We start from the raw sequence: 25644 nt of genomic DNA on the forward strand, positions 1-25644 counted from the left end.
ACATAAAAAATCAAATACCGGAGAGGAGAAACATGATAATGAACAATGGTAGACGTATCGGACTTATTATGATTATTACAGGGGCTACATTATGGGGATTATCTGGTCCAATGATTCAGTGGCTATTTCAGCATACTAATGTATCCTCAATTGATTTTTTAACAATTCGCTTGTTGCTTGCAGGAATATTTATTTTGTCTTTCTTACTTACAAAGAAACAAAACATATTTCAAATTTGGAAACACCCTAGATATTCTATACAACTTATTATTTTCTCTATTCTCGGCATGCTCGGTGCACAATACGCCTTTATCAAAACGGTTCATATTAGTAACGCGGTCACAGCAACGCTATTTCAATTTCTAGGTCCTGTTCTTATTACCATGTATGTTGCATTTGAACAAAGAAAATTCCCTGCTTCTATGCAACTATTCGCAATTATAACTGCGCTAACAGGGACATACTTCATTATTACAAATGGCTCAATTGAAAATGTTGTTTTATCTAAAGAAGCTATTATTTTTGGACTATTAACAGCAATCGGATTTGCATTTTATACCCTCCATCCAGCTTCGCTTATTAAAGCATGCGGAACAACCATAGTAATTGGCTGGGGGATGTTAATCGGCGGCATCGCCCTGCTTATTTGTAATAGTTCGTTTGGATGGACTCAGCTTTCACAAACCTTTACACCAAAAACTTTTTCTATGCTTATTCTTATCATTATAAGCGGTACTCTTTCTTTCCTTCTTTATATCGGTAGTCTGAAATATTTAGCCGCAACAGAAACAAGCATTTTATCTAGCATTGAACCCCTTGTAGCTGCCATCGTTTCAATCACTTGGCTAAATGAATCTTTTGGAACATATCAATTATTAGGCGGCGTATGTATCGTTCTGTCCGTTATTTTTTTGACGATGCCTCAAAAAGAAACCGAACCAACCTATACAACGGAACAAATATAAGGTGAAACTTTAATCAGTGTGGGTTTGTTCATCCCCCCCACAGATTATTAACCTACACCAATCGGGCTTTTACGGGATAAAAAATGTCAAAAGAGGTCGTACAAAACTTACGACCTCTTTTTATAATTTAAAGGAATTGTCCCGCCTTCTAGCAAATACAATTACACTAACAATAAAAACTAGGAGTGTGGCACCATGAAAAAAATCGGAACTATGCTACTTCTCTCCTTCCTCATCACTGGATGCACACAAGCACAACCTGATTCAAAAGTACCTAAAACAGAAGCTGTCACAACATCATCCACTCAAGTGAACGCACCTTCCTTCTTTCACCTTAGTGTTTTAAAAGATGTAAATTGGGAAGAAGCACCCTCATTCATAGACGGAAAAATACCTTTAAAAGGCATCGAAAAAAAAATCGCAATGGCTGATAGTCCTATTATCGCAAATGAACAAAATGAAATAATGTGGTACTTTCTAGATTCTGAAATACCAACTGGAAAATTGTCTATTATTGCGCTAAAACAAGGATCTGTAACTCCAACACCAGTACTCTTTCAAAAAGAAACTTCCAAACAAACTTGGACTACTTCAAATACAATCGATTCTACTACAAGCGAACTCCCTCTCGCTATGTCACTACCTTCATCTGGATTATGGTTATTAAATATATATGTGAATGAAAAATATTATGATCAGTTTGTAATCACCGCTGAGTAAAGTGACAAAAATAAACCACTTTCTTACAACAATGTAATTTCTACGTCATGTACTTCGATAGTTGAATTATCTCTCTTCTCTTATACTTAAAGTAAGAAATGAAACGAGGAGAGATGAGAGATGAAAAAAATGATAGAAGTGATCGTAGCAGTAACTGAGGTTTTAGTAAATGGTAAACAAGTTGCAATGGAATTAAATAAATAGTGAAGAAACATAAATAATTCTACACTTCTTCATTATTTTGATTTCTTATCTCAAAAAAGCAGTGCCTTTTTAGGCACTGCTTTTAGCTATTAATAACTTGTTATTTTCGTAATTTGCGCCACGCCTGAATCAATAGCTGCTTTCGCTACTGCTTCTGCAACACTTGGAACAACTCTTTTATCTAATGGATTCGGGATTACATAATTCGCATTACGTTCTTCGTCCGTAATGATGTTAGCGATCCCATATGCTGCCGCTAATTTCATCTCTTCTGTAATATCAGTCGCGCGCACATCTAACGCACCGCGGAATATTCCGGGAAACGCCAATACATTATTTACTTGATTCGCATAATCCGAGCGCCCAGTTCCTACTACAGCTGCCCCAGCCTCTAATGCATCCTCAGGGAAGATTTCTGGAATTGGATTCGCCATTGCAAACACAATTGCTTTCTCATTCATCGTCTGTACAAGTTCTTTCGTTAATACGTTAGGAGCAGATACGCCAATAAAAATATCAGCTTGGTGAATCGCTTCTTTTAACGTTCCACGCACATGTTCACGATTTGTCTTTTTTGAAACTTCAATTTGCGCTTCGTTCATCCATGTTTCACCTTCACAAACAATACCTTCTAAGCTAACTAATGTAATGTACTTTGCACCAGCCTTTAATAATAATTTTCCAATTGCAATTCCTGCCGAACCCGCACCGTTAATAACGATTTTTACATTATCCATTTGTTTGCTAACAACTTTTAATGCATTAATAACAGCTGCTAAAACGACAATAGCTGTTCCATGTTGATCATCATGGAATATAGGAATATTCGTTTCTTCTTTTAATCGCTTTTCAATTTCAAAACAACGTGGTGCTGCAATATCTTCTAAATTAATCCCTGCAAATGTAGGCTCTAAATTTTTTACAAGGGTAACGATTTCATCTACATCCGTTGTGCCTAAACATAATGGGAAAGCATCTACATTCGCAAACTTCTTAAACAAAATACTTTTTCCTTCCATAACAGGCATAGCCGCTTTTGGTCCAATGTTTCCTAAACCAAGTACCGCTGTTCCATCTGAGACAACCGCCACCATATTACCACGTGCTGTATAGTCATACACCGTTTCTTCATCTGCCGCAATTGCTTTACAAGACTCAGCTACACCTGGTGTATACGTCAGGCTTAAATCATCCGCTGAATTTACCTCCACTTTACTTGTAATTTCAATTTTCCCTACTAACTCTTTATGCAATAACAATGATCTTTCATTAATTTGATTTGCTAACATACTTATAATCTCCCCTTAATTTGACAAGCTAGCTATATGAATATAGCTAGCTTGTTTAATCATGAAAACATCTTTAATAATATTGTCGCTGTTACAACCATTGCTGCCCCACCTAAACGAGTAGAAATTTGCGCGAACGGCATTAATTCCATACGATTTGAAGCCGATAAAATAGCGACATCTCCAGTTCCACCTAAACCGCTATGACATCCAGTTACAATCGCTGATTCAACTGGATACATTTTCATCACTTTCCCTACAAGAAAACCTGATGCTACCATTGTAAGAACAACCGATGCACACACAACAACATATCCTACTGAAAGAACTGCTGCTACGTCTTTTAACGGAATATATAGCAATCCTAATCCAACCATTAAAGGCCAAGTTAAATTTTTTGAAATAAATTTATATAAATGGAATGCTCCTTGCTCCATTTTCGCTGGCATTAATTTAAAGTATTTCACAAGTGCTGCTGAGAAAATCATAATGATTGCCCCAGGAATACCGATGAACTTAGAAGCAAATCCTCCGAAGATGAAGAACGTGCACGCAATTAATAAACCTGCTCCCATTAATGAGAAGTCAATTGGCTTCTCTGTATTTTGTTCTTTTAATAATTCTGCTTGATTGTCTGTTTTCACTAATACACCGTTACCACTAAGCTCTGGTTTCTTCTCACCTAAACGCTTCATATACCCTGCACTCACGATTGCGAACATATTTCCAATAATAGCTGCTGGAATAAGCTGCGATACAAATGTTGCTGATGATTCATTTAAAATGTCACTATAAGCTAGCGACAATGGTAAAATTCCTTCCCCGATACCACCACTCACAATTGGTACGATGATAAAGAAGAATGTCTGCTTCATTTCAAATCCAAATAGTGAACCGACCAATAATCCTACTGCTACAGAAGCTAACGTCCCTACTACTAAAGGAATAAACATACGAACGAAACCTTGTACTAACACTTTACGGTTCATTCCTAAAATACTTCCGACTACTAAACAAGAAATATATAGATATAAAAAGTTCGATTTTTTCATTAACATTGTCGCAGCTTCCATTGAAGCTGGATTCATCCAGTTAAAAAATACAAGTAATGATGGAATAAATAACGAAAGTATTGCTGGACCGCCGATATTTTTTAAAATTGGAATTCTCATCCCAATATCGCCTAAGAAAATCCCCATGATCATAATAACTGCAAATCCACCAATCATATCTGCTGGCAATTTATTATATACAGATGCCCCATAAATAATAGCAGCCAATACTACATATAACGGTAAAGGTATAACACCGATTTTTACATTCATAATTTTAGAAGCGAAAGATTCTCTTTGTACTTCATTTCCTTCAGAAAATGATACCGCTTCCACATTCTTTTGAATTCCCATATGGCACCCCCTCGTTTTCTTAATAACAATATTAAAACGCTTTCAATAGTAAAAATAGTTTTTGTAAGTTTTGTAATTGATTTTGTAATTAAAAAAAGTATAAGCGACTTATACTAAGTCGCTTATACGTAAAACTCTATTTTCTTTTGATCAACACATCTTAATTTACTTACAGGTCTTCCCACATGTTGGTACATCATTTCGTTTTCTAACACCCCAATGTCAGTCAAAAACATTACATATTTTCGAATAGAAACTCTTGAAATTCCAACTAATTGTGCCATTTCATCTGTTGTAAACACTCTTCCATTCAGCGACTCGATCTTCTGCCAAATTAATTGCAACGTTTGCTTCGTTAACCCTTTCGGAAGCTCTTTAGTGACAGTAGGCTCTCTTTTTTCTTTTTGTAAAATTAACGAATCTAATTCCGATTGACTAATTTTTTGTTGTTCTTTCATGAAAGTAAATTTTTCTCGATATATAGTTAATGCCTCTTTAAATCGTTCAAATGTAAATGGTTTAATTAAATAATCTACAACTCCATATTGTAATGCTTTTTTAATACTCCCCATATCATGTACAGCTGAAATCATCATTATATCGATTTCTTTTTCTTGGTTCCGGATATACATTAAAAGCTCAAACCCAGTCTCTTCAGGCATAAAAATATCAAGTAATACTAAATCCACTCGTGATGTCTCTAATACTTCTATCGCCGACTTTACTGAGTTAACTGCTTGAACAAGTTCAAACCCTCCTACTTGCTCTAAATAGTGCGTATTTAACATTGCTACCATCGGGTCATCTTCTACAATTAAAACTTTAATCATATTTGCCTCTCATCCCTACCTTTAGGTATTTCAATTGTTATCGTTGTTCCCTTTCCTACTAATGAATGCATATGAATTTCCCCATTTATTCGCTGTATACTTTCTTTTACAAGATACAAACCATAACCCCGGTTATCTCCCTTTGTGGAATAACCTTTCGTAAATAATTCCTCTATTTCTTTTTCTTGTATACCTTTTCCCGTATCTTGTACTGTAATAGTTAATATATCCCCATGTTGTATCTCAATTTCAACTTGCTTCTTTTCACAATTCGTCACTGCTTCTAATGCATTATCAATTAAATTTCCGACAATCGTAATAAGTTCATGAGTAATACTTTCATCATCTATTTCCGGCATATAAGAATCTTCACTTATAATTAATTTTATATTTTTCTCTCTAGCATAGCTGAGCTTACCTAGTAAAAAACCAGCAAATACTGGACTTTTTATTCTTTTCATAACTCCACCAATTTCATATTGATGCTCTGATACCATACCGCTTATATACTTCTGTAATTCTTCATACTGTTTCATATGTGTAAGCCCTAATACGACATGCATCTTATTCATAAACTCATGAGATTGTGCCCGTAATGCTTCTGCATATAGTCTAATACCAGTTAGTTCCTCTGCTAGTTTTCTAATCTCTGTTTTATCACGAAATGTTGCAATTGCACCCACTATTTCTCCTTTTACATATAAAGGAACTCGATTCGTCACAATCGTAATTCCATAAATATTTTGTTCTTCGTTTAATTGTACTTCTCCCGTTTGCAATACTTCTTTTATACGTGAATTTGGCATATACAACTCAACATCTTTACCGATAAAATTTTCTTCAAGTCCACTTTTTTTAAATAGACGTTTTGCTTCATTATTAATTAACGTTACTCTAGCCTCTTTATCTACAGCAATGATCCCCTCCTTTACAGATTGTAGCATCGTATTTCTTTCTTCAAGAATTTTTGCTATCCTGTGCGGCTCAAGACCGAATAAACTTTTCTTGATATGTCTAGCTAGCAATATTGCTCCTATAATTCCGACTAATACTCCAACTCCGACACCAATATAAATGATATGTCTACTTTCCTTAACTCTCTCTTTTACATTATCTGCTGAAATACCAACGGCCACTGCTCCAAGTTGTTCACCTGTTTCAGAAAATATTGGTACAAACACTCGCATGGAAATACCTAAAGTTCCTTCTGCTAACGATACATGTTCTTTTCCTTTCAATGCAGGCCCTTCGTCCCCACCAATGAAATGACGACCTATTTTTTGAGGATCTGGATGAGATTTTCTTATTCCATCCATGTCCATAACTACAATAAATTGAACACCTGTGTTTTTTAATATCCTATTTGTATACGTTTGGATTGCAGGAGTATCCGCTTTCCCAACCAAGCCATTGATTACAATTGAATCATTCGCCACAATGTGTGCAATTGTTTTTGCTTTCTCTGCTTGGCTATCCTCCGTCGCCCGTTCTACATTATGACTAATTAATATATCTGTCACAAGTAAAGAAAAAATTACAACTGTACAAACTAACAATGTAATCGTTTTCCACAAATTCCATAGTCTTTTTCTTTTTTTCATCCCGTTAATGACTCCCCTAATTGCTGAATAGAAAAATAAGTAAGGTGATATTATTTTCACCTTACTTATCTGCTGTTATTATACTTTAAATTTACTAGTCATCGCTTGTAGTTCTTCGGCCATCCCAGCTAAGTTTTGCGAAGCTGAACTAATTTCCTCCATTGAATTAACCTGTTCTTCTGTTGAAGCCGCAACACTTTGCATACTAGCTGTATTTTCTTCTGCAGCCGCTGCAATTTCATCAATAGCATTTGTCACTTCATTTGCATCTCCAGCAATTCTCTTCGTTGTTTCTACCATTTGATTAACTTGAGAAACAATATGTGTAGTAGAACTTAAAATTTCCGTAAAACTTACTTTCGTTTTTGTTACAACATCAAGGCCTTGTTGAACTTCTCCATTCACATTATCCATTGCCTTAACAGTATGTTCAATATCCGCCTTAATTTCTGCAATTAAATTTGCAATCTCTCCAGATGACTCTCCTGATTGCTCTGCTAATTTTCTAACCTCATCTGCTACAATAGCAAATCCTCGACCCTGTTCACCTGCTCTTGCTGCTTCAATAGCCGCATTTAAAGCTAATAAGTTCGTTTGAGTAGCTATGTTTTGAATTGCTTCAGAAATAGCTCCTACTTGCTTTGATTTCTCATCAAGAAGTTTAATAATAGCATCTGACTCGGATACCGACCTAGAAATAGACTGCATTTGTTTTGCAGTTTGTTCAACTAAATCTTCTCCCTCTTCAGCTCTTTCTCTCGCATGTAATGAGGAAATAGAAATTGACTCTGCGCTTCCGGTTACATCTTGAATTGCTGTATTTACTTGTTGTAATGTAGCCGCACCTTCTTCAACACCTTGACTTTGTGATTCAGCCCCACCTGATACTTGTTCCATTGCAATTGTAATTTGATCTGTCGCATCATTTGCTTGCTGTACGCTCGCTGTTAACTCCTCAGCCGATGCCGCGACATGTTCTGCTGAAAAGCTAATTTGGGTAATAACATCTTGTAAAGACGTAGACATTTCATTAAATGAAGTCCCTAATTTCCCTATGTCATCCTTAGAATGGATTGTAATTTTCTCTGTTAAATCTCCCTTACTAATTTTATATGCTGATTCAGCTATTTTTCGTAATGGCCCTGTAATAGACCCATGCCCATCAACTTAAGGATAGACACAATATTAACTTTTGTTCATTTGAACTTAAACTTTCCCCACAAGGGAGCCAGTTATTAAATTTCAGCACGCCAAATAACCCCTAACGGGTTTCATTTTTTTCTTATGCAACTTTCTTTTGCTTGCAACATCCACTATACTCATAGATAACACCCATGATATCAAAGACGGTTTTCTTCTCGTATCGATGAGATTTCCGCCCGTTTTTCTCTAGAAGGTGGAACAGGCGGATTAAAAGCTTTGTTATCTCTTGGGTGTCTTTCTGTATAGCTTGATAGAGAAGAAATAGATGATCTTGAATCATTCCAATCGCTTTATATTCACTTAATTCCTTTTGCTTCTTCTGTAACAACAGTTGACGCATTTTAAACATCGTAGAAGAACATAAGAAAATAGCAATCAGTTTCCCATATAAATGGCACTCTATTCGTTCTCGTTTGACAGTGCGACAATGATCAATATCAAATAATGATTTCCACGTTTTAAAAACAATTTCAATCTGCCAACGTAAGGAGTAGAGTTCATGGACTTGCTTCATCGAAACCCACTCCCACGGAGTGTTGGTTACATATACATTTAGCCCAGATAATATTTTGCTTTTTTGTGAATACGGTTTTCCTTTTTTCTTTTCACTTTCTATTTGTTTTTTCTGTCGTTCTCGTAATTGCTGTTCTGTTAGACGATACAGGACCAATCGGGCAAACAAAACTTTTTGATCTCCAACATAAACATTACCTACTTCATAAGTTTCACCAGGTAACAAGCGTCCCACCATCATTTCTAAATTGACTTTCATATATTCTGTTTGTTTTTTGATGTCCCCATTTTTAAAGTATTCTGGGTTTGGATTTTTTACATATACATTCGTATTTAACTTTAATCGAGAAATATAATAGGTCCCACGTTGATCCATTTGATCTAAGTCCTCTAATGAAAAATACCCTAAATCACGAATACATAAATCTCCTGGTCGTAACGTATCTAAACATTCCGTTCCGAATGTTTTATCATTATTTTTTCCAGGCCCCACTTGGAAATTCAGAAATTGTCCACTATGTAAATCATATTCTAATTGAATTTTAATCCCAGCTGTTTGCGCACAACCACCTGAACCAGGATAGATATGTTCTAAAGTATTAGGCACTTGAAACATGGTGGCATCCATGATACGAATACGTTTAAAATAATTATAAAGATGATTAGAAATATGAGTTTGCTCACAGATTTTTTGTTGTAACAACAAAGAGAAAATATGCTTTAAAAATAACACTGATTTTTCATTAAAGCGTTTATTTAAGCCCTCGGGGCTAAGTACAGTACCTGTAACTGCGTGAAGCCTACTACATAATCGGACTAAAGGATCACTGGCCACTCTTTGGCTAATCCAAACACAAATAGTAGCTAAATCTGATCCTGAAAATTTGCGTTTTCTCTTTACAAATTTCATCTCTCTTGCGAGTTTTTCCAAAAAATCAGGTGTGATATAGCGCTGTAATTCTTCTGCAAATGGCTGTAACTCCTCTTGAATCGAGCGATTCATAAAAAAACGTCACCCTTCCTTATAGTCTATTAAGAAAGAATAACGTTTTTTTGTATTTGGGGGTAGTAAAAATGCTTAAGTTGATGGGCATGTGTAATAGACCTTGTAATGAAATAAATTAATACACTACCAAATGCAATAGCGATAGCAATAACAATTAAAGTCTTATAAAACACTGGACTGGCAGCTTGGGTAATTTCTTCATCGAACATAACTCCAACTACTTTCCAGCCGGTTTTTTCATTTGTTGCAAAGATTAAATTCTTTTTATCATCTTGTTCTGTATAAGACACATTTCCTTGTTTATCTTCATAAATTGGTTTAACCCAAGGATCAGTAACTTTCGCACCTGGTTTTCTAGATGGATGACTAACAATTTGCTTATTTTGATCTAAAATAACTGCATAACCTTTTTCACCAATGTTAATCATTTTGGAAATTTTTAAGATGTTATCTAAATTTAAGTTAATTCCTATAACACCTTTACCATCTTTTACTTCTTTCGCAATGGTCACTACCATATTTTTTGTAGATGCTGATTGATATGGTGCAGTAACAATTACTTTCCCTTTATTTTCATGTGCTTCTTTATACCAAGATCTATCTGTTGGATTATACCCATCAGCCATTTGGATAAATGGTTCTCTTATAAACTTTCCCGTCTGCGTTCCAATATAAATACCTTCTACTTCTGGATGAAGCTTTATATATTGTGCTAACTTCGTTCTCACTATCTCTTCTTGTCCATTTGGATATGTATCCTCTGTTAAGATGTCTGCAAAATACGTCGCATCAACAAATTTCTCTTCTATATTTTGAGAAATAACAGTATTTAAAACTGAAATATTCTCCTTTGCTTTATCTGTCATTTGATGTTCAAAATTTGTTTTGGCAGTTTGATATGAAACACCACCGATAATAATTCCTGGTATAGTTAAAATAATAAAAAATGAAATGATTAATTTTTTCTTGATACTCATACATTTAACCCAGTTAAATATTTTTTGCATAATAAGCCTCCTTTATGTAATGTGGATACTTGTGTCATTTTATACAATTAACATACATAAAACAATATATAATGATAACATGTAAATTTTTCGTCAATTATGCATTTTTCCATATTCACTCCTTAATAAGGATTTTAATCATAAAATAAGAGAACTTTAGCATTATATATACTAAAGTTCTCTTATTTCTCAACAGCTTCTACTCTAAAAAATTTCTCTTATAATCTTCAATCTCTATCCTTCGCCTTATAGTCATCTTACTAAAACTCTTCATCCTAATTTATTTGGAGCTCTTTACATAACTAATTGCCTGACTCCCCATTTGCACCCATGCCTGTTCAAAGCTTTCTCTCGGTACTTTTACATCTAAGCTATCCTCAAGTGGATCTCGAATATATACAGATTCCTGATCATACCCAATAAGTACAATACAATGTTCATTATACGTAATAGAAACATCTCCACTATTTGTTTCCCATGTAGTAAATTCATCTTCATCTAATGGTGCAAATGTTGCATTCGTAATCATCACTACCGGTTTCCCTGCTTTTACACTCTTATAAATCTCTTCTATATTCTTCCCAGTTAAGTCTACAGCTTTATTAGGTAAATATTTTTCTGCTAACTGAAAAAGTGGCCCATGATATACACCATATCCTGATTCAGAGAATGTATAAATATTACCTACAAATCCTTCATTCGGATTCCCGCGCACACCATCGTCTATAAAATCAACTTTTTTTATTTCATTTGCTAATGTCATCTTATCCACTGAAACACCAGCGTATTGTAACATCATTGCTAAACTTGTCACTTCACAGCCTCTATCCAATTCTGGTAACTGCTGAATTAATGGAACATTTGATAAGATGACTTTTTCATCGTTATTACTAAACTCCGTTTCTTTTCCTCTTTGTATATTTGAGAATGTAAACTTCTCTACATACTTTGGAATTCCATTTGTATATACACTCCATATTGCTGCACCTAGTAAAGCTGTACATATATACCACTTCAATTTTCTTATCACTTTCACGCCCTTATTAATTCGTTAAATAAGAATAAAATGCGTCAGCATCCGTTCTAATCATCGGTACAAAATTTAGTTTTTTTCCTTTTTCAGGCTGATCTTTTTTTATCTTTTCCGCTAACTCTTGAATATTCATATTCATTTTATCCATATTAAGCTCATCTGCCATTTGTAGCACCTTTTGTTCATTAATTTCTTTTAATATTTGATATATATCTTTACCGTACAAATCAATATGATATTTTTTTGCTTCTTCCTGTACTTTTTGTTCGTACACTTCTTGTGCTAACTCTTCAATTTCTTTTCCTTTTTGAGAAATGTCTAACTTTCCTGCTTCTTCTCTTACTTTCGTTCCGTAGATTTCTTCCGCGATGTCTTCAATTTCTTTTCCATCTGTAGAAATGCCTAATTTATCTGCTTCATCTTTAATTTTAATCGTATTAATTTGAGTAATTAAATCTACAATTGATGTATTCTCTATAGATATACCTAGCTTTAACGCTTCTTGCTTTACTTTTGTTTCATAGATTTCTTCTGACAGCATCCCAACATCTTTTCCTTCAATCGAAATACCTAACTGCTCTGCTTCCCTTCCTACTTCTGTTTCATGAATTTCTTTTTCTAATGTAATTTGTTCTTTTCCTTCCGTTTCAATACCTAGTTCCTCTGCTTTTTCTTCTGTATGCACTGCATGTATCTTACCATTGTTCAATTGTTCTTTACTGCGCTGCGTGTAATCTGTCTTTCCTTTTTGTGTTTCAGAAGGAGAGGCACCCCCTAATATGCTTAAACTCATTACTCCAATAGTGAATACCGTCATCATTTTCTTTTTCAAAATTAATTCCTCCCTCTTACACTTTCTTTTTCAGCATTCCCATAATTTTTTGTAACTACTCAGCTTCCTCACGGAGGCTTTTTTCATTTACTAGTCTGATATGTACTTTTTGTGTGAATACTAGATATATCAGACAAGGAGGTGGTATTTATGTTGAAAAAACAAGAAATTCTAGCTGTCTATCAAAAGGGACCTCAAGCTATTTACGATTTTGTTCATCAATTAGAAAGTCAAATACAGAATTTAAAAGAGCGTATAGAAGAATTAGAAAATCGTTCAAAAAAAAACTCTACAAATAGTCATAAACCACCCTCTACAGATGGTTTTCGTAAGCCTATTACAAAAAGTTTGCGAAAATCATCCCAGCGTCAAACCGGTGGCCAGTTGGGCCACAAAGGACATACACTTCATTTGACAACGACTCCTGACAATATGATTACCTATTCTCCTACGCATTGTATTTGTTGTCACACGTCCTTAAAACATGAACCTGTAAAAGGATACCGCATTCGCCAAGTGTATGATTTACCACCTATCCTGATAGAAGTCACAGAACATAAAGTGGAACAAAAAGAGTGCCCACATTGCCATTCTATCCAAGAATCCCAGTTTCCCTCTACTGTCTCTCGTCCTGTTCAATATGGTCCAAATATAAAAACACTGATTCCTTATTTAACACATTATCAATGCCTTTCTTTGAAACGAACAAAAGAATTCTTTCAAGATTGTTTTGGACATTCGATAAGCGAAGGGACGTTAGTCAATCATACCCATGCTTTTTCTGCTCAATTGCGGCCGTTTCTCGAAGAAGTAAAAGAACAGATTCTGCAGTCTTCTGTTGTCCATTTTGATGAAACCGGTATGCGAGTAGAAAATAAAACACAATGGTTACATACTGCGAGTACACCGGAGGTGACATTTCAACATATTCATGAAAAACGCGGAAAAGAAGCGATGGATGCAGGTGAAATCTTGCCTTCTTTTTCTGGAATTGCTATGCATGATGGGTGGAAACCGTATGATGTGTATACAGATTGTCGTCATGTTTTATGTAATGCCCATCTCTTGCGAGATTTGCAAGGGATTATAGATAGTACCGGAGAAACATGGGCACAACAAATGAAAGAATTCCTTACACAAGCTTTGACAATAAAAAAGCAATACAAGGGAAATATTCCAGAAATAGAGAAAAAGAATCTGTTTGCCGCATACCAGGCCATATTGAAAGGCAAACAGGTGCCTTCTGCAGAACAAAAAAAGAAAAGAAAACAGACGCCTTCTCAAAATTTATGGAATCGCTTTGCTAAGTATGCGGACAGAATTCTAGCGTTCTTAGAAAGTCCAGATATTCCATTTGATAACAATCAAGCGGAGCGAGATATTCGGATGACGAAAGTCAAACAAAAAGTGTCTGGGACGTTTCGAAGTAAGGAAGGTGCAGAATCATTTTGCCACATACGTAGTTTTATGAGCACCATGAAAAAACAAAATCAATCAGTATTACAAGCGATAAGTCAGGTGTTAAAAACCGGAACGGTTCCTTGGAATACCACTCTTTCGTAAGAGAATGTTTCTATTTCATATAGATTCTTTCTCTTATCGGAGTGTGTTCTTTTTCATGTTTTCGAACAGGAAACATGTATTTGGCATGCTTTTTTGTTTAACTAAGCTGAGTAGTTACAATTTTTTTAATACTATACATACATCTCATCGCTGCTTGAGATAACATTATGATTGATAAAATCCACTCACATACACCTAGTCTCTTCTTCATGTAACGAACGTTCTTTATGCCATACATAATATAAATAGTTTCTTAACTTTCCCTTAAAAAAAAGACGACCTTGTAAAAACAAGATCGTCTTCTTACTTATATTTTTTGATTTTTAGGAAAAATCACTTCAAAACAAGTGCCATTTCCCCATCTGCTCTCTACTGATATTTTTCCATAATGCTTTTCTACAATCCAATTTGCGATTGAAAGACCTAATCCAGCTCCTTCTGACGTACTTCTTGCTTTATCCCCTTGATAAAAACGATCAAATAATTTCGGAATATCTTCTTCTTTCACTCCTATCCCGTCATCCTTCACCTGTATACGAATTGAACTACTCGTTTGCGTACAATCTATTTGAATATGCCCACCTTCGTTTGTATACTTCATCGCATTATCTAACAGTATGACCATCATTTGATGAATCCGCTCTCTATCCCCCATAAAAGATACACCACGTTCTACTTTTAGTATCATTTCTTTTTCCTGATAAGAAGCAATCTCTTTATATGGAGCTACTATTTCTTCTAACAATTTATCAAGTTCAAATGTTTTCTTATCCATCTCAATTTGATTAGAATCAGAACGTGCTAGCAATAATAAATTACTAACGAGTTTCGATAACCGCCTACATTCTTTTGAAATTGTAGAAATATCCATCGCTTTTTCTTCTATCGTAGCGGATGGTGATTGGAATAACACATCCGTTTTTGATTGAATAACTGCAAGCGGTGTCCTTAGTTCATGTGATGCATCAGAAACGAATTGCTGCTGTTTCTCCCATGAATTTTGAATAGGTACAAGTGCTCTGCCAGCTAGGAAAAAGCCGATACCTATCGCACAGAGGCTTCCTATGCTACAACCTATAACGAGGATTAAAAATAAAGTATTTAACATTCTTTCTTCCGCTGTTATATCTCGCACGATTTGAACTATTTCTCCATCTTTTTGAAGCGAAAATGCTCTAAAATATCGTCCTTGTACTTCAATATCTTGTAACTCCCCTAATTTTTTTGGAGAAAACTTTTCCAAATTCTCTTCAAAAATAGAACGGAATTTACGGTTATCGCCCTCTATTTTCACTATTTTCCCATTCCAAGTTATTCTAGTTACTCGCGGATCTCCAATCTGGATATTCTCTATGCGTTTTCTTGGTGGTATTTTGACATCTAATTTTTCTCTATACTGAGCCATCATTTTTATAGATTGATCCACTTCATTATAAATACGCTTATATGTGTATGAATAAATAATACTGCCTAATATACCTATTAATAGGATAAATACTAATGAATTCACTATAGTCAAACGAATGCGTGTCTTTTGAAACATACTTCCTTTTTTCATTGTTCTTTTAATATATATCCAATACCTCGAACGGTTTGAATATCTTTCTGATAACCGAATGGCTCTAATTTTTTACGTAAATGATGCACATACACTTCTACAATTGCTACTGTCGTATCTGAATCAAATCCCCAAACACGATCAAAAATTTGTTCACGCATTAAAATCTTCCCGCTATTTTGAATGAGATACTCTAGTAGCTCATATTGTTTCAATGTCAACTTAATACCTTGTCCATCTACTTGAACGTCTTTATCTTTTCCGAACAATTCAATCCCTTTATAGCGAATCGTTTGCTGCGTTGTTAAACTACCACTTCTGCGTAGTAAAGCGCGAATTCTCGCTTTTAATTCAGGGGCCTGAAATGGCTTAACGATATAGTCATCTCCACCAAAGTCCAATCCCTTCACCCGATCTTCTAAAGAATCTCTCGCTGTCAAAAACAGGACTGGTGTTTCAATCTTTTCATCACGTATTTTTTGAATCACTTCAAATCCGTCCATCCCTGGCATCATCACATCCAACAAAATTGCATCATATATATTTTGAAGCGCTAAAAACAATCCATCTTCTCCATTTATTGCCGTATCTACTTCAAATTCATCACGCAAAATTTGTACGATAGACTCTAATAACGAAGTATTATCTTCTACTACAAGTAAGCGCATGCTCTCACCTTCCATCAAATAGTTCAATTCTATTTATTATTACATTTCTTCTCTTCATAACAAAAGAATGTAGTTATATTACGTAATTTCATTTTCAACTATTTCCTTCTAAAATTTTGAAATTTTATTATAAAAACTTTGTCTTAAATTTACCTTAATAAAAAATTGAAAGAAATAAGATTCCTCTTATCTCTTTCAATTTTTTATTACATATACCTTTTTACTTGGCAACTCCAAACAATTTAGCTGACCACCATACACAGCCCCGCCATCAATTCCAATAATACGATTACTACCAAAATACACTCCGCAATCCTCACTACTATGAAGCGTTTTTGTTTCCGTATGCCCAAATACAACAACCTTTTCACCGCTATATCCATTATGAAATTCATTACGGATCCACATTAACGTATATGGTTCAGATTCAGAAACTCGTTTCATCGGCTCAACCCCAGCATGTACAAATATATACTCTTCTGTTTCAATGTAATGATCTAATTCTTGAATAAACTTTATATGTTCCTCTAATACAGAAGATTGTAAAATCGGTTTTTGGAAGTCTTTCTCATTAACCACAATATCTTCTTCTAGAAATCCATAACTATATAATGTCTTATCTCCACCATTTCTTTTTACCCAATGGTTCCATGAACGTTCCTCATTTGTCGTTAACGCCTTAATCATCATATCTTCATGATTTCCTTTTAAAATGAGAGCTCCCTCTTCTTTCAATTCTTTTACCTTTTCAATTACAGCACGCGCATTTGGACCACGATCTACATAATCTCCCAGTAAGATTAATTGATCCTGTTTCGCATCATATTGAGCTTCTTTCAACAACTGTTCGAACTTTTCTATTTCTCCATGAATATCACTAATAACAAGAATTCTTTTCATATTATCCCCCCTCTTTCTAATTATAGTTCAAAACAACGGAAAATTCCGAATCTTAACCTTGAATTAAATTTATCTCGCATTAACGGGCAGTAAGACCCCCACCTCAAAATTCAGCAGAAGCAAAGAAGTTAGGTGGGGGTAGGGCTGCCCGTAAAAGCCCGATTGGTGAGGGCTAATAATCATTGGGGGATGAAGAAAAGCCCCATTGATTAAAGTTTCACTTTATTACAAACTAAACTATTATCCTTACAACAATGTAAGTCTCTTGTCATCCAATTCGATAGTTGTAATTACTGTATCTCCTTATACTGAGAGTAAGAAATGAAACAAAAAACAAGGAGAGATGAGAGATGAAAAAAGTAATGGAAGTTGTAGTAGCGATAGTAGAGGTTTTCGTAAATGGTAAACAAGTCGCAATGGAGTTGAATAAATAATGAAAAGGACAACATTCACTCTAGACCCTTTACTCATATAAAAGAGATAAGACTTCATCATTTCTTTGATCCCTTATCTCCCTATAAAGAAAGCCGTATCCCTTTTAAGGATACGGCTTTCTCTTATTTTTGACTCGTACGAGCTGAAATGCTAATTGCTCTATCTGTTGCTTTGGCAGCTTCATCTAACGCCTCTTTACTATTCTTTCCGTCATACATTGCTTCCAATGCTTTTACAACTGCATCTCGTGATTCTGGGAATACACTAATTAAAGCACCTTGTGTTGCTGGAGATTGCTTCGTCGCTTGCAGTTGATCTACTGTTACTTTCAACTGTGGATATTTTTCATATTGCTCTTTTACTAACGGCTCATTATATGCATCTGGATTAATTGAGAAATAGCCTGTTGCCGTATGCCATTTCGCTTGTACGTCTGGCTTCGTTAAATATTTCATAAAGTCCCAAGCACCTTGTTGCGTTTCTTCTGAAACCATATTCGTCATCCATAATGATGCGCCTCCAATGACAACACCATTTTGTTTCGAATCCTCTGGATATGGAATATATGAAACACCTACATTAAACTTAGATGCATCAATTAAATCACGAACACCTGCTGAAGAATCTAAATACATAGCAACTTGTCCAGACTGGAACGCAGCACGAATATCATCCCAACTTGCTCCATACTTTCCAAGTGCGCCAGCTTTATTTAAATCATCTAACATTCCAAATACTTTCTGTCCTTCTTTACCGTTAAATACCGCCTTCTTTGCAGCATCTTTACGGCCGTTTTCGTTATTTACATATAAAGCACCTTGTGTCGCTAACAACTCTTCAAAGAACCAACCATAGTTAAGCATGGAGAATCCATATTGTTTTACATTTCCGCCTTCTTTAATCGTTAACTTTTTCGCTGCTTCTTGTAATTCCGCATATGTTTTTGGAGCTTTCTCTGGATCTAAGCCCGCCTTTGCGAAAGCATCTTTATTATAAATTAATACTGGTGTAGATGAATTAAATGGCATAGAATACATTTTTCCATCAACTGAATAATAATTTGTAATTGCTTTTTCTAATTTTGACGTATCGTACTTATCTTTTTTTATCCAGCTATCAATTGGTGTGATTTTTTTGCTATCAATCATATATTTCGTTGTAATTTCACTCGATTGAACAAGAGCTGGCGCTTCTTTCGTTGCAGACATCGTTCTAAATTTCGTTAAAGACTCTTCATATGTCCCTTGGAACTCTGCCTTTATCTCGTATTTATTTTGCGACTTATTATAGTCTGCAACAAGACCCTCTAGTACTCCTTGTGTTTTTCCACCCATCGCATGCCAGAAGCGAATTACTGTTTTATCACCATTTTTTTCAACTGGTGCTACTTTTGCCTGTGCTTCAGGTTTTCCCTCTGTTTTACTATTTGAACAAGCGACACTAGATAATGCCATTGTTGCTACCATTAATAGAGCAGCACCTTTTTTTACTAGATTCATTTAAATCTCACCTTCTCTTAATTATTTAATTGCACCTTTTGTTAATCCTTGTTGTAATTGCTTTTGCCCTAAAAATAGTAAAATCAATGTTGGAATAACGATAACCGTAACACCGGCCATTACGCTTCCCCAATCAGTTGCAACTTCTTGAGACTGAAGCTGCTTCACACCGATTTGCACTGTTCTTACTTTTTCATCAGTGGTCACTAAAAGTGGCCATAAATACATATTCCATGTTGTTAAAAAGCTATATACTCCAAGCGTAATAAAACTCGTTTTACAATACGGAATTACAACGCTGAATAAAAACCTTACATTTCCAATCCCTTCAATAAACGCAGCTTCTTTTAGTTCATTCGGAAGTGTCATAAAATGTTGACGTAACAAGAAAATACCGAAAGCTGTTGCAAAAAACGGCACTGTCATCCCGGCGAAACTATTGATCCAGCCAAAGTTTTGAATCGTTAAAAAGTTAGGCACCATCGTTGCTTCCCACGGAATCAGCATCGTTGAAATAAACAGGAAGAAAATTAAGTTTCTCCCTTTAAACTGAAGAAAAACAAAAGCATAAGCTGCTAAACTTGATACGATAAGTTGTCCAATCATAACGACTGTCGATACAATTAAACTGTTATATAAGTATGTAAAAAGTGGTACTTTTTGAAAAATATTAATGAAATTATCAAAAGTAAACTGGGTCGGAAATAACCTTCTCATTTGAATATCGTCTGGTGTCATAAAACTTATTAAAAATGCATACAGTACAGGAAAAAATACCATTACTGCACTAATAATGAGCAGCATGTATAATAGGAAATTTTGTTTCCACTGTTTAACAATCATTTATAATGCACCTTTCTCTCAGCAAACTTAAATTGAAGTAATGTAGCAACGAAAATGAAAACAAATAATACCATCGCTTGTGCACTTGCTGTTCCAAATTGATGATTCACAAACGCCTCTTTGTAAATCGAGTACACAATCAAATTCGTTGCATCATTCGGTCCACCGTGCGTTAAAATATCAATTTGTCCAAAACTTTGGAACGCACTAATTAACGTTACGGTTACAATAAAGAATAAAGTTGGCGATAGCATCGGTAATGTAACACGGCGAAGCTTATATAAATAACTAGCACCATCTATAGATGCACTCTCATATAAAGACGTATCGATATTTTGTAAACCACCTAATATAACTAAAAATGCAAACCCTGTATTCACCCAAACTGTTGTAACTGATACAGAGAATAGTGCCCAGTCCGGACTCGTTAACCATGCGATTGCAGGAAGATTCATAGCGGCTAATATATTATTAAATAATCCTACACTTGGATGAAATAAAAATAGCCAAATCACTGCACTAGCAGCTACTGATATTCCCATCGTCGAAGAAAACAGAACTCGGAATAACCCAATACCTCTTACCTTTCCATTTGCAATCAATGCAAGAAACAAAGCAAATATAATACTCGTAGGCACTGTATATAAAACAAATAGTAAAGTTGATTTTATACTTTTGTAGAAGGCTGGATCAGAGAATAAATATTGATAATTTTCTAAGCCAACGAAAAGATTAGCTTCTCCATGTATATCGGTTAAATAAAAACTATAGTAAATCGTCCTAAACAATGGATAGAACAGAAAAATCGAAAATAGCAAAATAGATGGCGCCAAAAACAATAATCCTATTCTTAAATCTTTCGTTCTCCCCCATAATTTTTTCTTTTTTGACACCTTTGTTTGAACTGGTAACTTACTTACTTCGATCATTATTTCGCCACCACTTTCAACTCTTCTTCAGCTACCACTTTTAAGCGTTCATTCGTGTTTTCGTTAAAGAAGCATAACTTTTCTTGCGAGAATAATAATTTTACTTTGTCACCTTTGTTCAAGAGTAACTGTCCGATGACTTTCGCACTCCAAATTGTTCCATTTACCGCAAAGTTTAATATAGATTCATTCCCTAATACTTCTACAGATTGCAGCGTCACTTCTTGTCCTTCCTCAGACAGTGCAATATGCTCAGGACGCATGCCTATACGAATTATTCCTTCTGGTAATTGCTTTAACTGTCCAATAGATAATGGAATTTGCAATTTCCCTATATGTAATACACCTTTTTCTTTATCCACTTCTCCATCATTTATATTCATAGAAGGAGAACCTATAAAGCTTGCAACAAATTCGTTTGCTGGTTCGTTATATATGTCAAGTGGTGTTCCAACTTGCTGTATACTTCCTTTATTTAAAACCATAATACGATCTCCCATAGTCATCGCTTCTATTTGATCGTGGGTAACGTAAATCATCGTAATTCCTAATCGCTGCTGAATTTCTCTAATTTCAATTCTCATTTGCGCACGTAATTTCGCATCTAAATTCGAAAGTGGTTCATCCATTAAACAGATTGGTGCTTGACTCACGATCGCCCTAGCAAGCGCAACACGCTGTCTTTGTCCGCCTGATAATTGGCCTGGTTTCATTTTCACATACTCTTTCAGTCCTACCATTTCAATAGCTTCCATTAATCGCTTTTGTCGCTCTTCTTTTTGTACTTTTCTTACCTTAAGTCCAAATAAAATATTTTCTTCTACAGATAAGTGTGGATATAATGCATAATTTTGAAATACCATTGATAGATTACGGTCTTTCGGCTCTAGATCATTTGCAACACGTTCATTAATAATTAAATCTCCCGAAGAAATCTCTTCTAAGCCAGCGATCATTCGTAATAATGTGCTTTTCCCGCATCCCGAAGGTCCAACTAAAACAAAAAATTCGCCCTTCTTAATATGAACCGATACGCCTTTAACCGCTGTCTCTTCTGCATTTTTATATACCTTTGAAACATTTTTCAATTCAATCACAAGGTTGCACTCCTTTTTTCTTCATGTATCCATACTTCATAATGACTTGTTGAAATCGCACTTGCTCCTGCACGAATTGCAATTTCCGCATCTTCTCGCGTTTGAATCAGCCCGCCTGCAATAATAGGAAACTCTATTTCCTCTGCTAGCTGTTTAATTATAGAAGGCATAATCCCCGGCATAATCTCTACTGCATTTGGTTTAGTCGTTTTACAATTTTCAATTGATTTAGTAAGGGATAAAGTATCTACAATAAAAATACGTTGAATTGTTTTCAATCCAATTTTATTAGCATTTCGAATTGTCGAACCCTTTGTTGAAATAATACCTTGTGCCCCGATAACATCTTCAATATACAAAAGTGCTTCCTCTGTATTCGTATTTAAGCCTTGTATAAAATCACAATGAAGAAATACATCATGTCCATGTTTCTGCAATTCATATACACGCTCTGGTAATTCCAGCATTGAACCAGTCATAAGAAAAACTGTTTTCGGCAATTTTTTGTATGCTTTGTATCCTTTCCAATCCTTTATCATCGCAATATAAGATTCTTTAAACATTCATTCCACCTAACTGTTCTATTTTTATCCAAACTAAAAACACCTACTTACATAGAACGCCTTTCTCCTTATTTGAACTCTAGAGAATAGAGCACACCTAAGAAAGTGGCACATTATATGTAAGTGGGTGTTCTCAAATGTTCTCTACCCTAGTTATTTTGTTACCTTTACTATATTACGCATTTATTAAGTCAGTTTTGATAGATTGTTAATTAGGTGTTAACCGAATGTTAATATTCACCATATCACTATTTACATTAATCTAGATATTAAAATATAAACAAATAGAACGAAACAATACTTAAAATTCAATCAATATGTAAATTCATTCCATAGTTAATTAGTTTTAGTTTTCTCGCAACTGCTTGTGAAGCATAATTATCCCAAGAAGTACTATAAAGTGGAATGCGTTTTTCTTCTTGTAATGATATCGCCCAGGCTGTAACAACATCAGTACCATATCCGTTCCCTTGAAACTCCGCTAAAGTTTCCACACTTGCCTCAGCAGCTACGGGCGTACTTCTGGCACTGCAACAAACAGAAACTACCTTTTCATTTTTTACAATTGCAAAATAAGGTTTCCTCCATTCCATCTGTTCTATTAGATTAGGATAATTTTCTCGCAAAAGCTCTCTATTCTTCTCAGTTATTTGTATTGTTCTAGTCGGCTTATGTAAATTACTATGAAACATGAAAGCAGGACCCATCCAAATATTTTTCACTGTTCTTTCTTCATTTAATACATTAATAATCTTTGCTATCTCTATATGCTTTGAAGGTTCTTGAATTAACTTCTCAATCTTACTTACCGTTTCATCATCCACATTACAATGATATCTCGTTATACTCCCTTCACGAGTTCTGCCAAGAAAAAAACGTGGTGCTTTCGGATTTCCTTGTTCATTTACATATTTCATTTTTCCGACTTGATTATGAACAAACAAAACCTCTACCTGAATTACTATTAAATCAAGTTCTGAGAGCCTCATTTTTATCCTCCTTATTTACTCCATATACCATCCATTCATAATCTATTTTTCATGTTCAAAACAAAAATCCCATTCAAATACACATTACTGAATCCATCATACTAACTGATTTCTTCATTCTGTCTATCTAAATGGGATTATTTTTCGTTTTTTACTCTACTGGTTGTTGTGGCTGTACTACTTCATTTGCTCCAGCTACCCTCAACATATTTACAATATCTTTAAAACCTCTTTTTTCAGCGTATTGCAGTGGCGTCAGATGTTCCTTGTTAGCCATATTTACATCTGCACCGTGATCAATAAGCAATTGAATTACTTTCTTATGGTTTTCACTACCATTTCCTAATACAATTGCTTCTAATAGCGCTGTTCCACCACGTTCATTTTTATAATTCACATCAATATCTGTATGCTCTAATAATTCTTTAACAACCTCTACATGGCCACGCTCAGATGCAGAAATAAGTGCTGTTCCACCTGACTTAGTCGTTTCTTTCGTATTAACTCCTGCATTAATTAATACTTTTACAATATCCGTATATCCTTCTCTACTTGCATAAAGAAGTGGATTACTTTTTTTCTCATCTTTAATTTCAATATTAGCACCTGCACCAATTAATGCTTTAACTGTCTCTACATGATTTTGGTACGTCGCTGCAAGGACAGGCGTTTCTCCGTTGTCACCTTCTACGTTTATATTCGCTCCATCCTGAATCAACTTCATAGCTGTCTCTGTGTCTCCAAGAGTAGCTGAAAGTAACAACTGTTTGTCCATTAAATTTATACTTTTCTCTTCTTTAGATTCTTCCTGTTCTTTATGCTTCTCTTTTTTCTTTTCATTTTTCACATGAACCGGTTTCGATTCTGGTTCTTCTTGCTTATCGCAAGCCACTACCGTCATTAAAAGTCCTAATAAAATACATAATAAAATTTTTTGTTTTCTCACAACTACAGCTCCTATGAAAGATAATGTTTTCTTAACCATTCCTCCATCACATACAATAACTCTTCTTGAGTACATTTATCCATAAGCCCTTTAGATTCCTTCTTTAATCAGATTATCTTAAGCTTATACTATGTTTCTCAACCTATTGAAATGATACGCCTGATGGCCCCATCATTAACATTATGAAGCAATTAGTTTAGCACGTTTTTACCGCATTTGTATACATTTCTAAAAAGTACATAAAGTGAAACTTTAATTAGTGGGGGTTTTGTTCATCCACCACTAATTATTAGCCCACACCAATCGGGCTTTTACGGGCAGTTGATCTCCACCTAAATTCTTTGCTTTCACTAAATTTTGAGGTGGGGATCTTACTGCCCGTTAATGCGGGATAAATGATTGCTTTAGGTTACTATATTCCATTGTAACCGTTCTTCTAAAAATTTTACACCTTTTCTATATTTGCACCTGAGTAATAATAGAAAAAGACAACTATATAGTTGTCTTTTTCTATTATTAATGATGTCCACCATGATTTCCTGCTTTCGGTTTCCCCATCATCTCTTTATTCATTTCCCATTTATGCTCTGCTAGCTCTTTATACGAAAGAACTTTCCCCTTATAGTTAGATACAAAGCTCTCTGCATCTTTTTTATTTTTAAATGAAATGACATTATAAGCCATCGGTGTCGTTATTGTTTTATCATATACGTAAGTAGCGTCTTCTAACGAAATCCAATCTTTCGAATCATAATCTCGAACAAATTTCTCTTTCGTCTTTTCATCTGAGTTGATCTCCATCCATTTATACATACAACCGATATCATCAAACTTTAACGCTTTTCCATTTTCTAAAATAATTTCTGTTGCAAATTGATTATCTGTTACCCCAATTTGACAAATATCACATTTATCATGTTTCTCATCAATGGCAACAGCTGCTGTTTCCTTTTTCCCACACCCGACTACTGTAAATATGAAACATAAACATATAGCAAGTACAACATATTTTACTTTCATCAATATTCCTCCCTAGAAACCGTAT

22 protein-coding genes and 2 pseudogenes are annotated in these 25644 nt (G+C 34.9%); 3 read left to right on the plus strand and 21 right to left on the minus strand.

The annotated features are described in order from the left end of the window. The first annotated feature begins 38 nt into the window (after positions 1-38). Both MHI28_RS14880 and MHI28_RS14885 read left to right on the plus strand, forming a co-directional pair. Complete coding sequence (locus tag MHI28_RS14880; protein ID WP_001059062.1) at positions 39-965, plus strand: DMT family transporter; 927 nt, start codon at positions 39-41, stop codon at positions 963-965. Between the two features lie 195 nt (positions 966-1160). Next, the gene (locus MHI28_RS14885; RefSeq protein WP_000719685.1) at positions 1161-1685 is read left to right on the plus strand and encodes a DUF4871 domain-containing protein; all 525 of its coding nucleotides are present in this window, start codon (positions 1161-1163) and stop codon (positions 1683-1685) included. Positions 1686-1978: 293 nt separating this feature from the next. Here MHI28_RS14885 and MHI28_RS14890 read toward each other — a convergent pair whose 3' ends face one another. From MHI28_RS14890 to MHI28_RS14930, 10 genes and pseudogenes are all read right to left on the minus strand, one after another. Continuing rightward, entirely contained in the window at positions 1979-3178 is a 1200-nt protein-coding gene (locus MHI28_RS14890) for an NAD(P)-dependent malic enzyme (RefSeq protein WP_000880775.1), read from the minus strand. 59 nt (positions 3179-3237) lie between these two features. Continuing rightward, complete coding sequence (locus MHI28_RS14895) at positions 3238-4584, minus strand: 2-hydroxycarboxylate transporter family protein (RefSeq protein ID WP_000512725.1); 1347 nt, start codon at positions 4582-4584, stop codon at positions 3238-3240. A 122-nt stretch (positions 4585-4706) separates the two neighbouring features. Then, positions 4707-5414 (minus strand): response regulator, encoded by a 708-nt coding sequence (locus MHI28_RS14900; protein ID WP_000598691.1) that lies wholly within the window; start codon positions 5412-5414, stop codon positions 4707-4709. Further along, complete coding sequence (locus tag MHI28_RS14905) at positions 5411-7015, minus strand: sensor histidine kinase (protein WP_000746398.1); 1605 nt, start codon at positions 7013-7015, stop codon at positions 5411-5413. Before MHI28_RS14905 ends, MHI28_RS14900 begins: the two co-directional genes overlap by 4 nt. Positions 7016-7093: 78 nt before the next feature. Next, complete coding sequence (locus MHI28_RS14910; protein ID WP_433996687.1) at positions 7094-8041, minus strand: methyl-accepting chemotaxis protein; 948 nt, start codon at positions 8039-8041, stop codon at positions 7094-7096. Then, a pseudogene (locus MHI28_RS36155) lies at positions 8033-8164 on the minus strand (HAMP domain-containing protein); the annotation flags it as partial. The gene MHI28_RS14910 and the pseudogene MHI28_RS36155, both read right to left, overlap by 9 nt. Positions 8165-8297: 133 nt before the next feature. Continuing rightward, positions 8298-9734: an IS4 family transposase gene (locus MHI28_RS14915; protein ID WP_340828013.1), complete on the minus strand. Its 1437-nt coding sequence runs from the start codon at positions 9732-9734 to the stop codon at positions 8298-8300. A gap of 92 nt (positions 9735-9826) precedes the next feature. Next, positions 9827-10744 (minus strand): annotated as a pseudogene (locus MHI28_RS14920) (cache domain-containing protein); the annotation flags it as partial. A gap of 280 nt (positions 10745-11024) precedes the next feature. Then, the gene (locus tag MHI28_RS14925) at positions 11025-11780 is read right to left on the minus strand and encodes a C39 family peptidase (protein ID WP_003255893.1); all 756 of its coding nucleotides are present in this window, start codon (positions 11778-11780) and stop codon (positions 11025-11027) included. A 7-nt stretch (positions 11781-11787) separates the two neighbouring features. Then, entirely contained in the window at positions 11788-12609 is an 822-nt protein-coding gene (locus MHI28_RS14930) for a hypothetical protein (RefSeq protein ID WP_000728580.1), read from the minus strand. 150 nt (positions 12610-12759) lie between these two features. On the opposite strand from MHI28_RS14930, the gene tnpC reads away from it, so the two are divergent. Then, entirely contained in the window at positions 12760-14172 is a 1413-nt protein-coding gene (gene tnpC, locus MHI28_RS14935; RefSeq protein ID WP_197233369.1) for an IS66 family transposase, read from the plus strand. Positions 14173-14479: 307 nt separating this feature from the next. Here tnpC and MHI28_RS14940 read toward each other — a convergent pair whose 3' ends face one another. The 11 genes from MHI28_RS14940 to MHI28_RS14990 all read right to left on the minus strand — a co-directional run bounded on the left by MHI28_RS14940 (position 14480) and on the right by MHI28_RS14990 (position 25619). After that, the gene (locus tag MHI28_RS14940) at positions 14480-15730 is read right to left on the minus strand and encodes a sensor histidine kinase (protein WP_000715828.1); all 1251 of its coding nucleotides are present in this window, start codon (positions 15728-15730) and stop codon (positions 14480-14482) included. After that, the gene (locus tag MHI28_RS14945; protein ID WP_002162940.1) at positions 15727-16398 is read right to left on the minus strand and encodes a response regulator transcription factor; all 672 of its coding nucleotides are present in this window, start codon (positions 16396-16398) and stop codon (positions 15727-15729) included. The genes MHI28_RS14940 and MHI28_RS14945 overlap by 4 nt, the downstream gene beginning before the upstream one ends. A gap of 195 nt (positions 16399-16593) precedes the next feature. Beyond that, on the minus strand, positions 16594-17298 hold the full coding sequence (locus MHI28_RS14950; RefSeq protein ID WP_000821983.1) for a metallophosphoesterase family protein: 705 nt from the start codon (positions 17296-17298) through the stop codon (positions 16594-16596). 557 nt (positions 17299-17855) lie between these two features. Next, positions 17856-19232 carry an ABC transporter substrate-binding protein gene (locus tag MHI28_RS14955; protein ID WP_001055010.1) on the minus strand — a complete coding sequence of 459 codons (1377 nt, stop codon included), beginning with the start codon at positions 19230-19232 and terminating at the stop codon, positions 17856-17858. Between the two features lie 21 nt (positions 19233-19253). Next, positions 19254-20075, minus strand: coding sequence for a carbohydrate ABC transporter permease (locus MHI28_RS14960; protein WP_000635948.1), 822 nt, complete (start codon positions 20073-20075; stop codon positions 19254-19256). Beyond that, positions 20072-21004 (minus strand): carbohydrate ABC transporter permease, encoded by a 933-nt coding sequence (locus tag MHI28_RS14965; protein WP_000573802.1) that lies wholly within the window; start codon positions 21002-21004, stop codon positions 20072-20074. Before MHI28_RS14965 ends, MHI28_RS14960 begins: the two co-directional genes overlap by 4 nt. Continuing rightward, positions 21004-22101 carry an ABC transporter ATP-binding protein gene (locus MHI28_RS14970; protein ID WP_000571381.1) on the minus strand — a complete coding sequence of 366 codons (1098 nt, stop codon included), beginning with the start codon at positions 22099-22101 and terminating at the stop codon, positions 21004-21006. The genes MHI28_RS14965 and MHI28_RS14970 overlap by 1 nt, the downstream gene beginning before the upstream one ends. Further along, on the minus strand, positions 22098-22664 hold the full coding sequence (locus MHI28_RS14975; protein ID WP_000472047.1) for a glycerol-3-phosphate responsive antiterminator: 567 nt from the start codon (positions 22662-22664) through the stop codon (positions 22098-22100). The genes MHI28_RS14970 and MHI28_RS14975 overlap by 4 nt, the downstream gene beginning before the upstream one ends. A gap of 308 nt (positions 22665-22972) precedes the next feature. After that, on the minus strand, positions 22973-23653 hold the full coding sequence (locus tag MHI28_RS14980; RefSeq protein WP_001239736.1) for a GNAT family N-acetyltransferase: 681 nt from the start codon (positions 23651-23653) through the stop codon (positions 22973-22975). A gap of 151 nt (positions 23654-23804) precedes the next feature. Next, positions 23805-24674, minus strand: coding sequence for an ankyrin repeat domain-containing protein (locus MHI28_RS14985; RefSeq protein ID WP_000287334.1), 870 nt, complete (start codon positions 24672-24674; stop codon positions 23805-23807). 441 nt (positions 24675-25115) lie between these two features. After that, positions 25116-25619 (minus strand): nitrous oxide reductase accessory protein NosL, encoded by a 504-nt coding sequence (locus MHI28_RS14990; protein ID WP_000865661.1) that lies wholly within the window; start codon positions 25617-25619, stop codon positions 25116-25118. Positions 25620-25644 lie beyond the last annotated feature (25 nt).

Source organism: Bacillus sp. FSL K6-0268, from assembly GCF_038005425.1.
Lineage (GTDB): Bacteria > Bacillota > Bacilli > Bacillales > Bacillaceae_G > Bacillus_A > Bacillus_A thuringiensis_S.

Bases quoted from the DNA above. Each gene is read 5' to 3' on its own strand.
- MHI28_RS14885 (WP_000719685.1), top strand. From the start codon at position 1,161: ATGAAAAAAATCGGAACTATGCTACTTCTCTCCTTCCTCATCACTGGA.
- MHI28_RS14890 (WP_000880775.1), bottom strand. From the start codon at position 3,178: ATGTTAGCAAATCAAATTAATGAAAGATCATTGTTATTGCATAAAGAG.
- MHI28_RS14940 (WP_000715828.1), bottom strand. From the start codon at position 15,730: ATGAAAAAAGGAAGTATGTTTCAAAAGACACGCATTCGTTTGACTATA.
- MHI28_RS14980 (WP_001239736.1), bottom strand. From the start codon at position 23,653: ATGAGGCTCTCAGAACTTGATTTAATAGTAATTCAGGTAGAGGTTTTG.
- MHI28_RS14900 (WP_000598691.1), bottom strand. From the start codon at position 5,414: ATGATTAAAGTTTTAATTGTAGAAGATGACCCGATGGTAGCAATGTTA.
- MHI28_RS14975 (WP_000472047.1), bottom strand. From the start codon at position 22,664: ATGTTTAAAGAATCTTATATTGCGATGATAAAGGATTGGAAAGGATAC.
- MHI28_RS14955 (WP_001055010.1), bottom strand. From the start codon at position 19,232: ATGAATCTAGTAAAAAAAGGTGCTGCTCTATTAATGGTAGCAACAATG.
- MHI28_RS14880 (WP_001059062.1), top strand. From the start codon at position 39: ATGAACAATGGTAGACGTATCGGACTTATTATGATTATTACAGGGGCT.
- MHI28_RS14965 (WP_000573802.1), bottom strand. From the start codon at position 21,004: ATGATCGAAGTAAGTAAGTTACCAGTTCAAACAAAGGTGTCAAAAAAG.
- MHI28_RS14960 (WP_000635948.1), bottom strand. From the start codon at position 20,075: ATGATTGTTAAACAGTGGAAACAAAATTTCCTATTATACATGCTGCTC.
- MHI28_RS14945 (WP_002162940.1), bottom strand. From the start codon at position 16,398: ATGCGCTTACTTGTAGTAGAAGATAATACTTCGTTATTAGAGTCTATC.
- MHI28_RS14910 (WP_433996687.1), bottom strand. From the start codon at position 8,041: ATGTCTACGTCTTTACAAGATGTTATTACCCAAATTAGCTTTTCAGCA.
- tnpC (WP_197233369.1), top strand. From the start codon at position 12,760: ATGTTGAAAAAACAAGAAATTCTAGCTGTCTATCAAAAGGGACCTCAA.
- MHI28_RS14990 (WP_000865661.1), bottom strand. From the start codon at position 25,619: ATGAAAGTAAAATATGTTGTACTTGCTATATGTTTATGTTTCATATTT.
- MHI28_RS14985 (WP_000287334.1), bottom strand. From the start codon at position 24,674: ATGTACTCAAGAAGAGTTATTGTATGTGATGGAGGAATGGTTAAGAAA.
- MHI28_RS14950 (WP_000821983.1), bottom strand. From the start codon at position 17,298: ATGAAAAGAATTCTTGTTATTAGTGATATTCATGGAGAAATAGAAAAG.
- MHI28_RS14905 (WP_000746398.1), bottom strand. From the start codon at position 7,015: ATGAAAAAAAGAAAAAGACTATGGAATTTGTGGAAAACGATTACATTG.
- MHI28_RS14915 (WP_340828013.1), bottom strand. From the start codon at position 9,734: ATGAATCGCTCGATTCAAGAGGAGTTACAGCCATTTGCAGAAGAATTA.
- MHI28_RS14895 (WP_000512725.1), bottom strand. From the start codon at position 4,584: ATGGGAATTCAAAAGAATGTGGAAGCGGTATCATTTTCTGAAGGAAAT.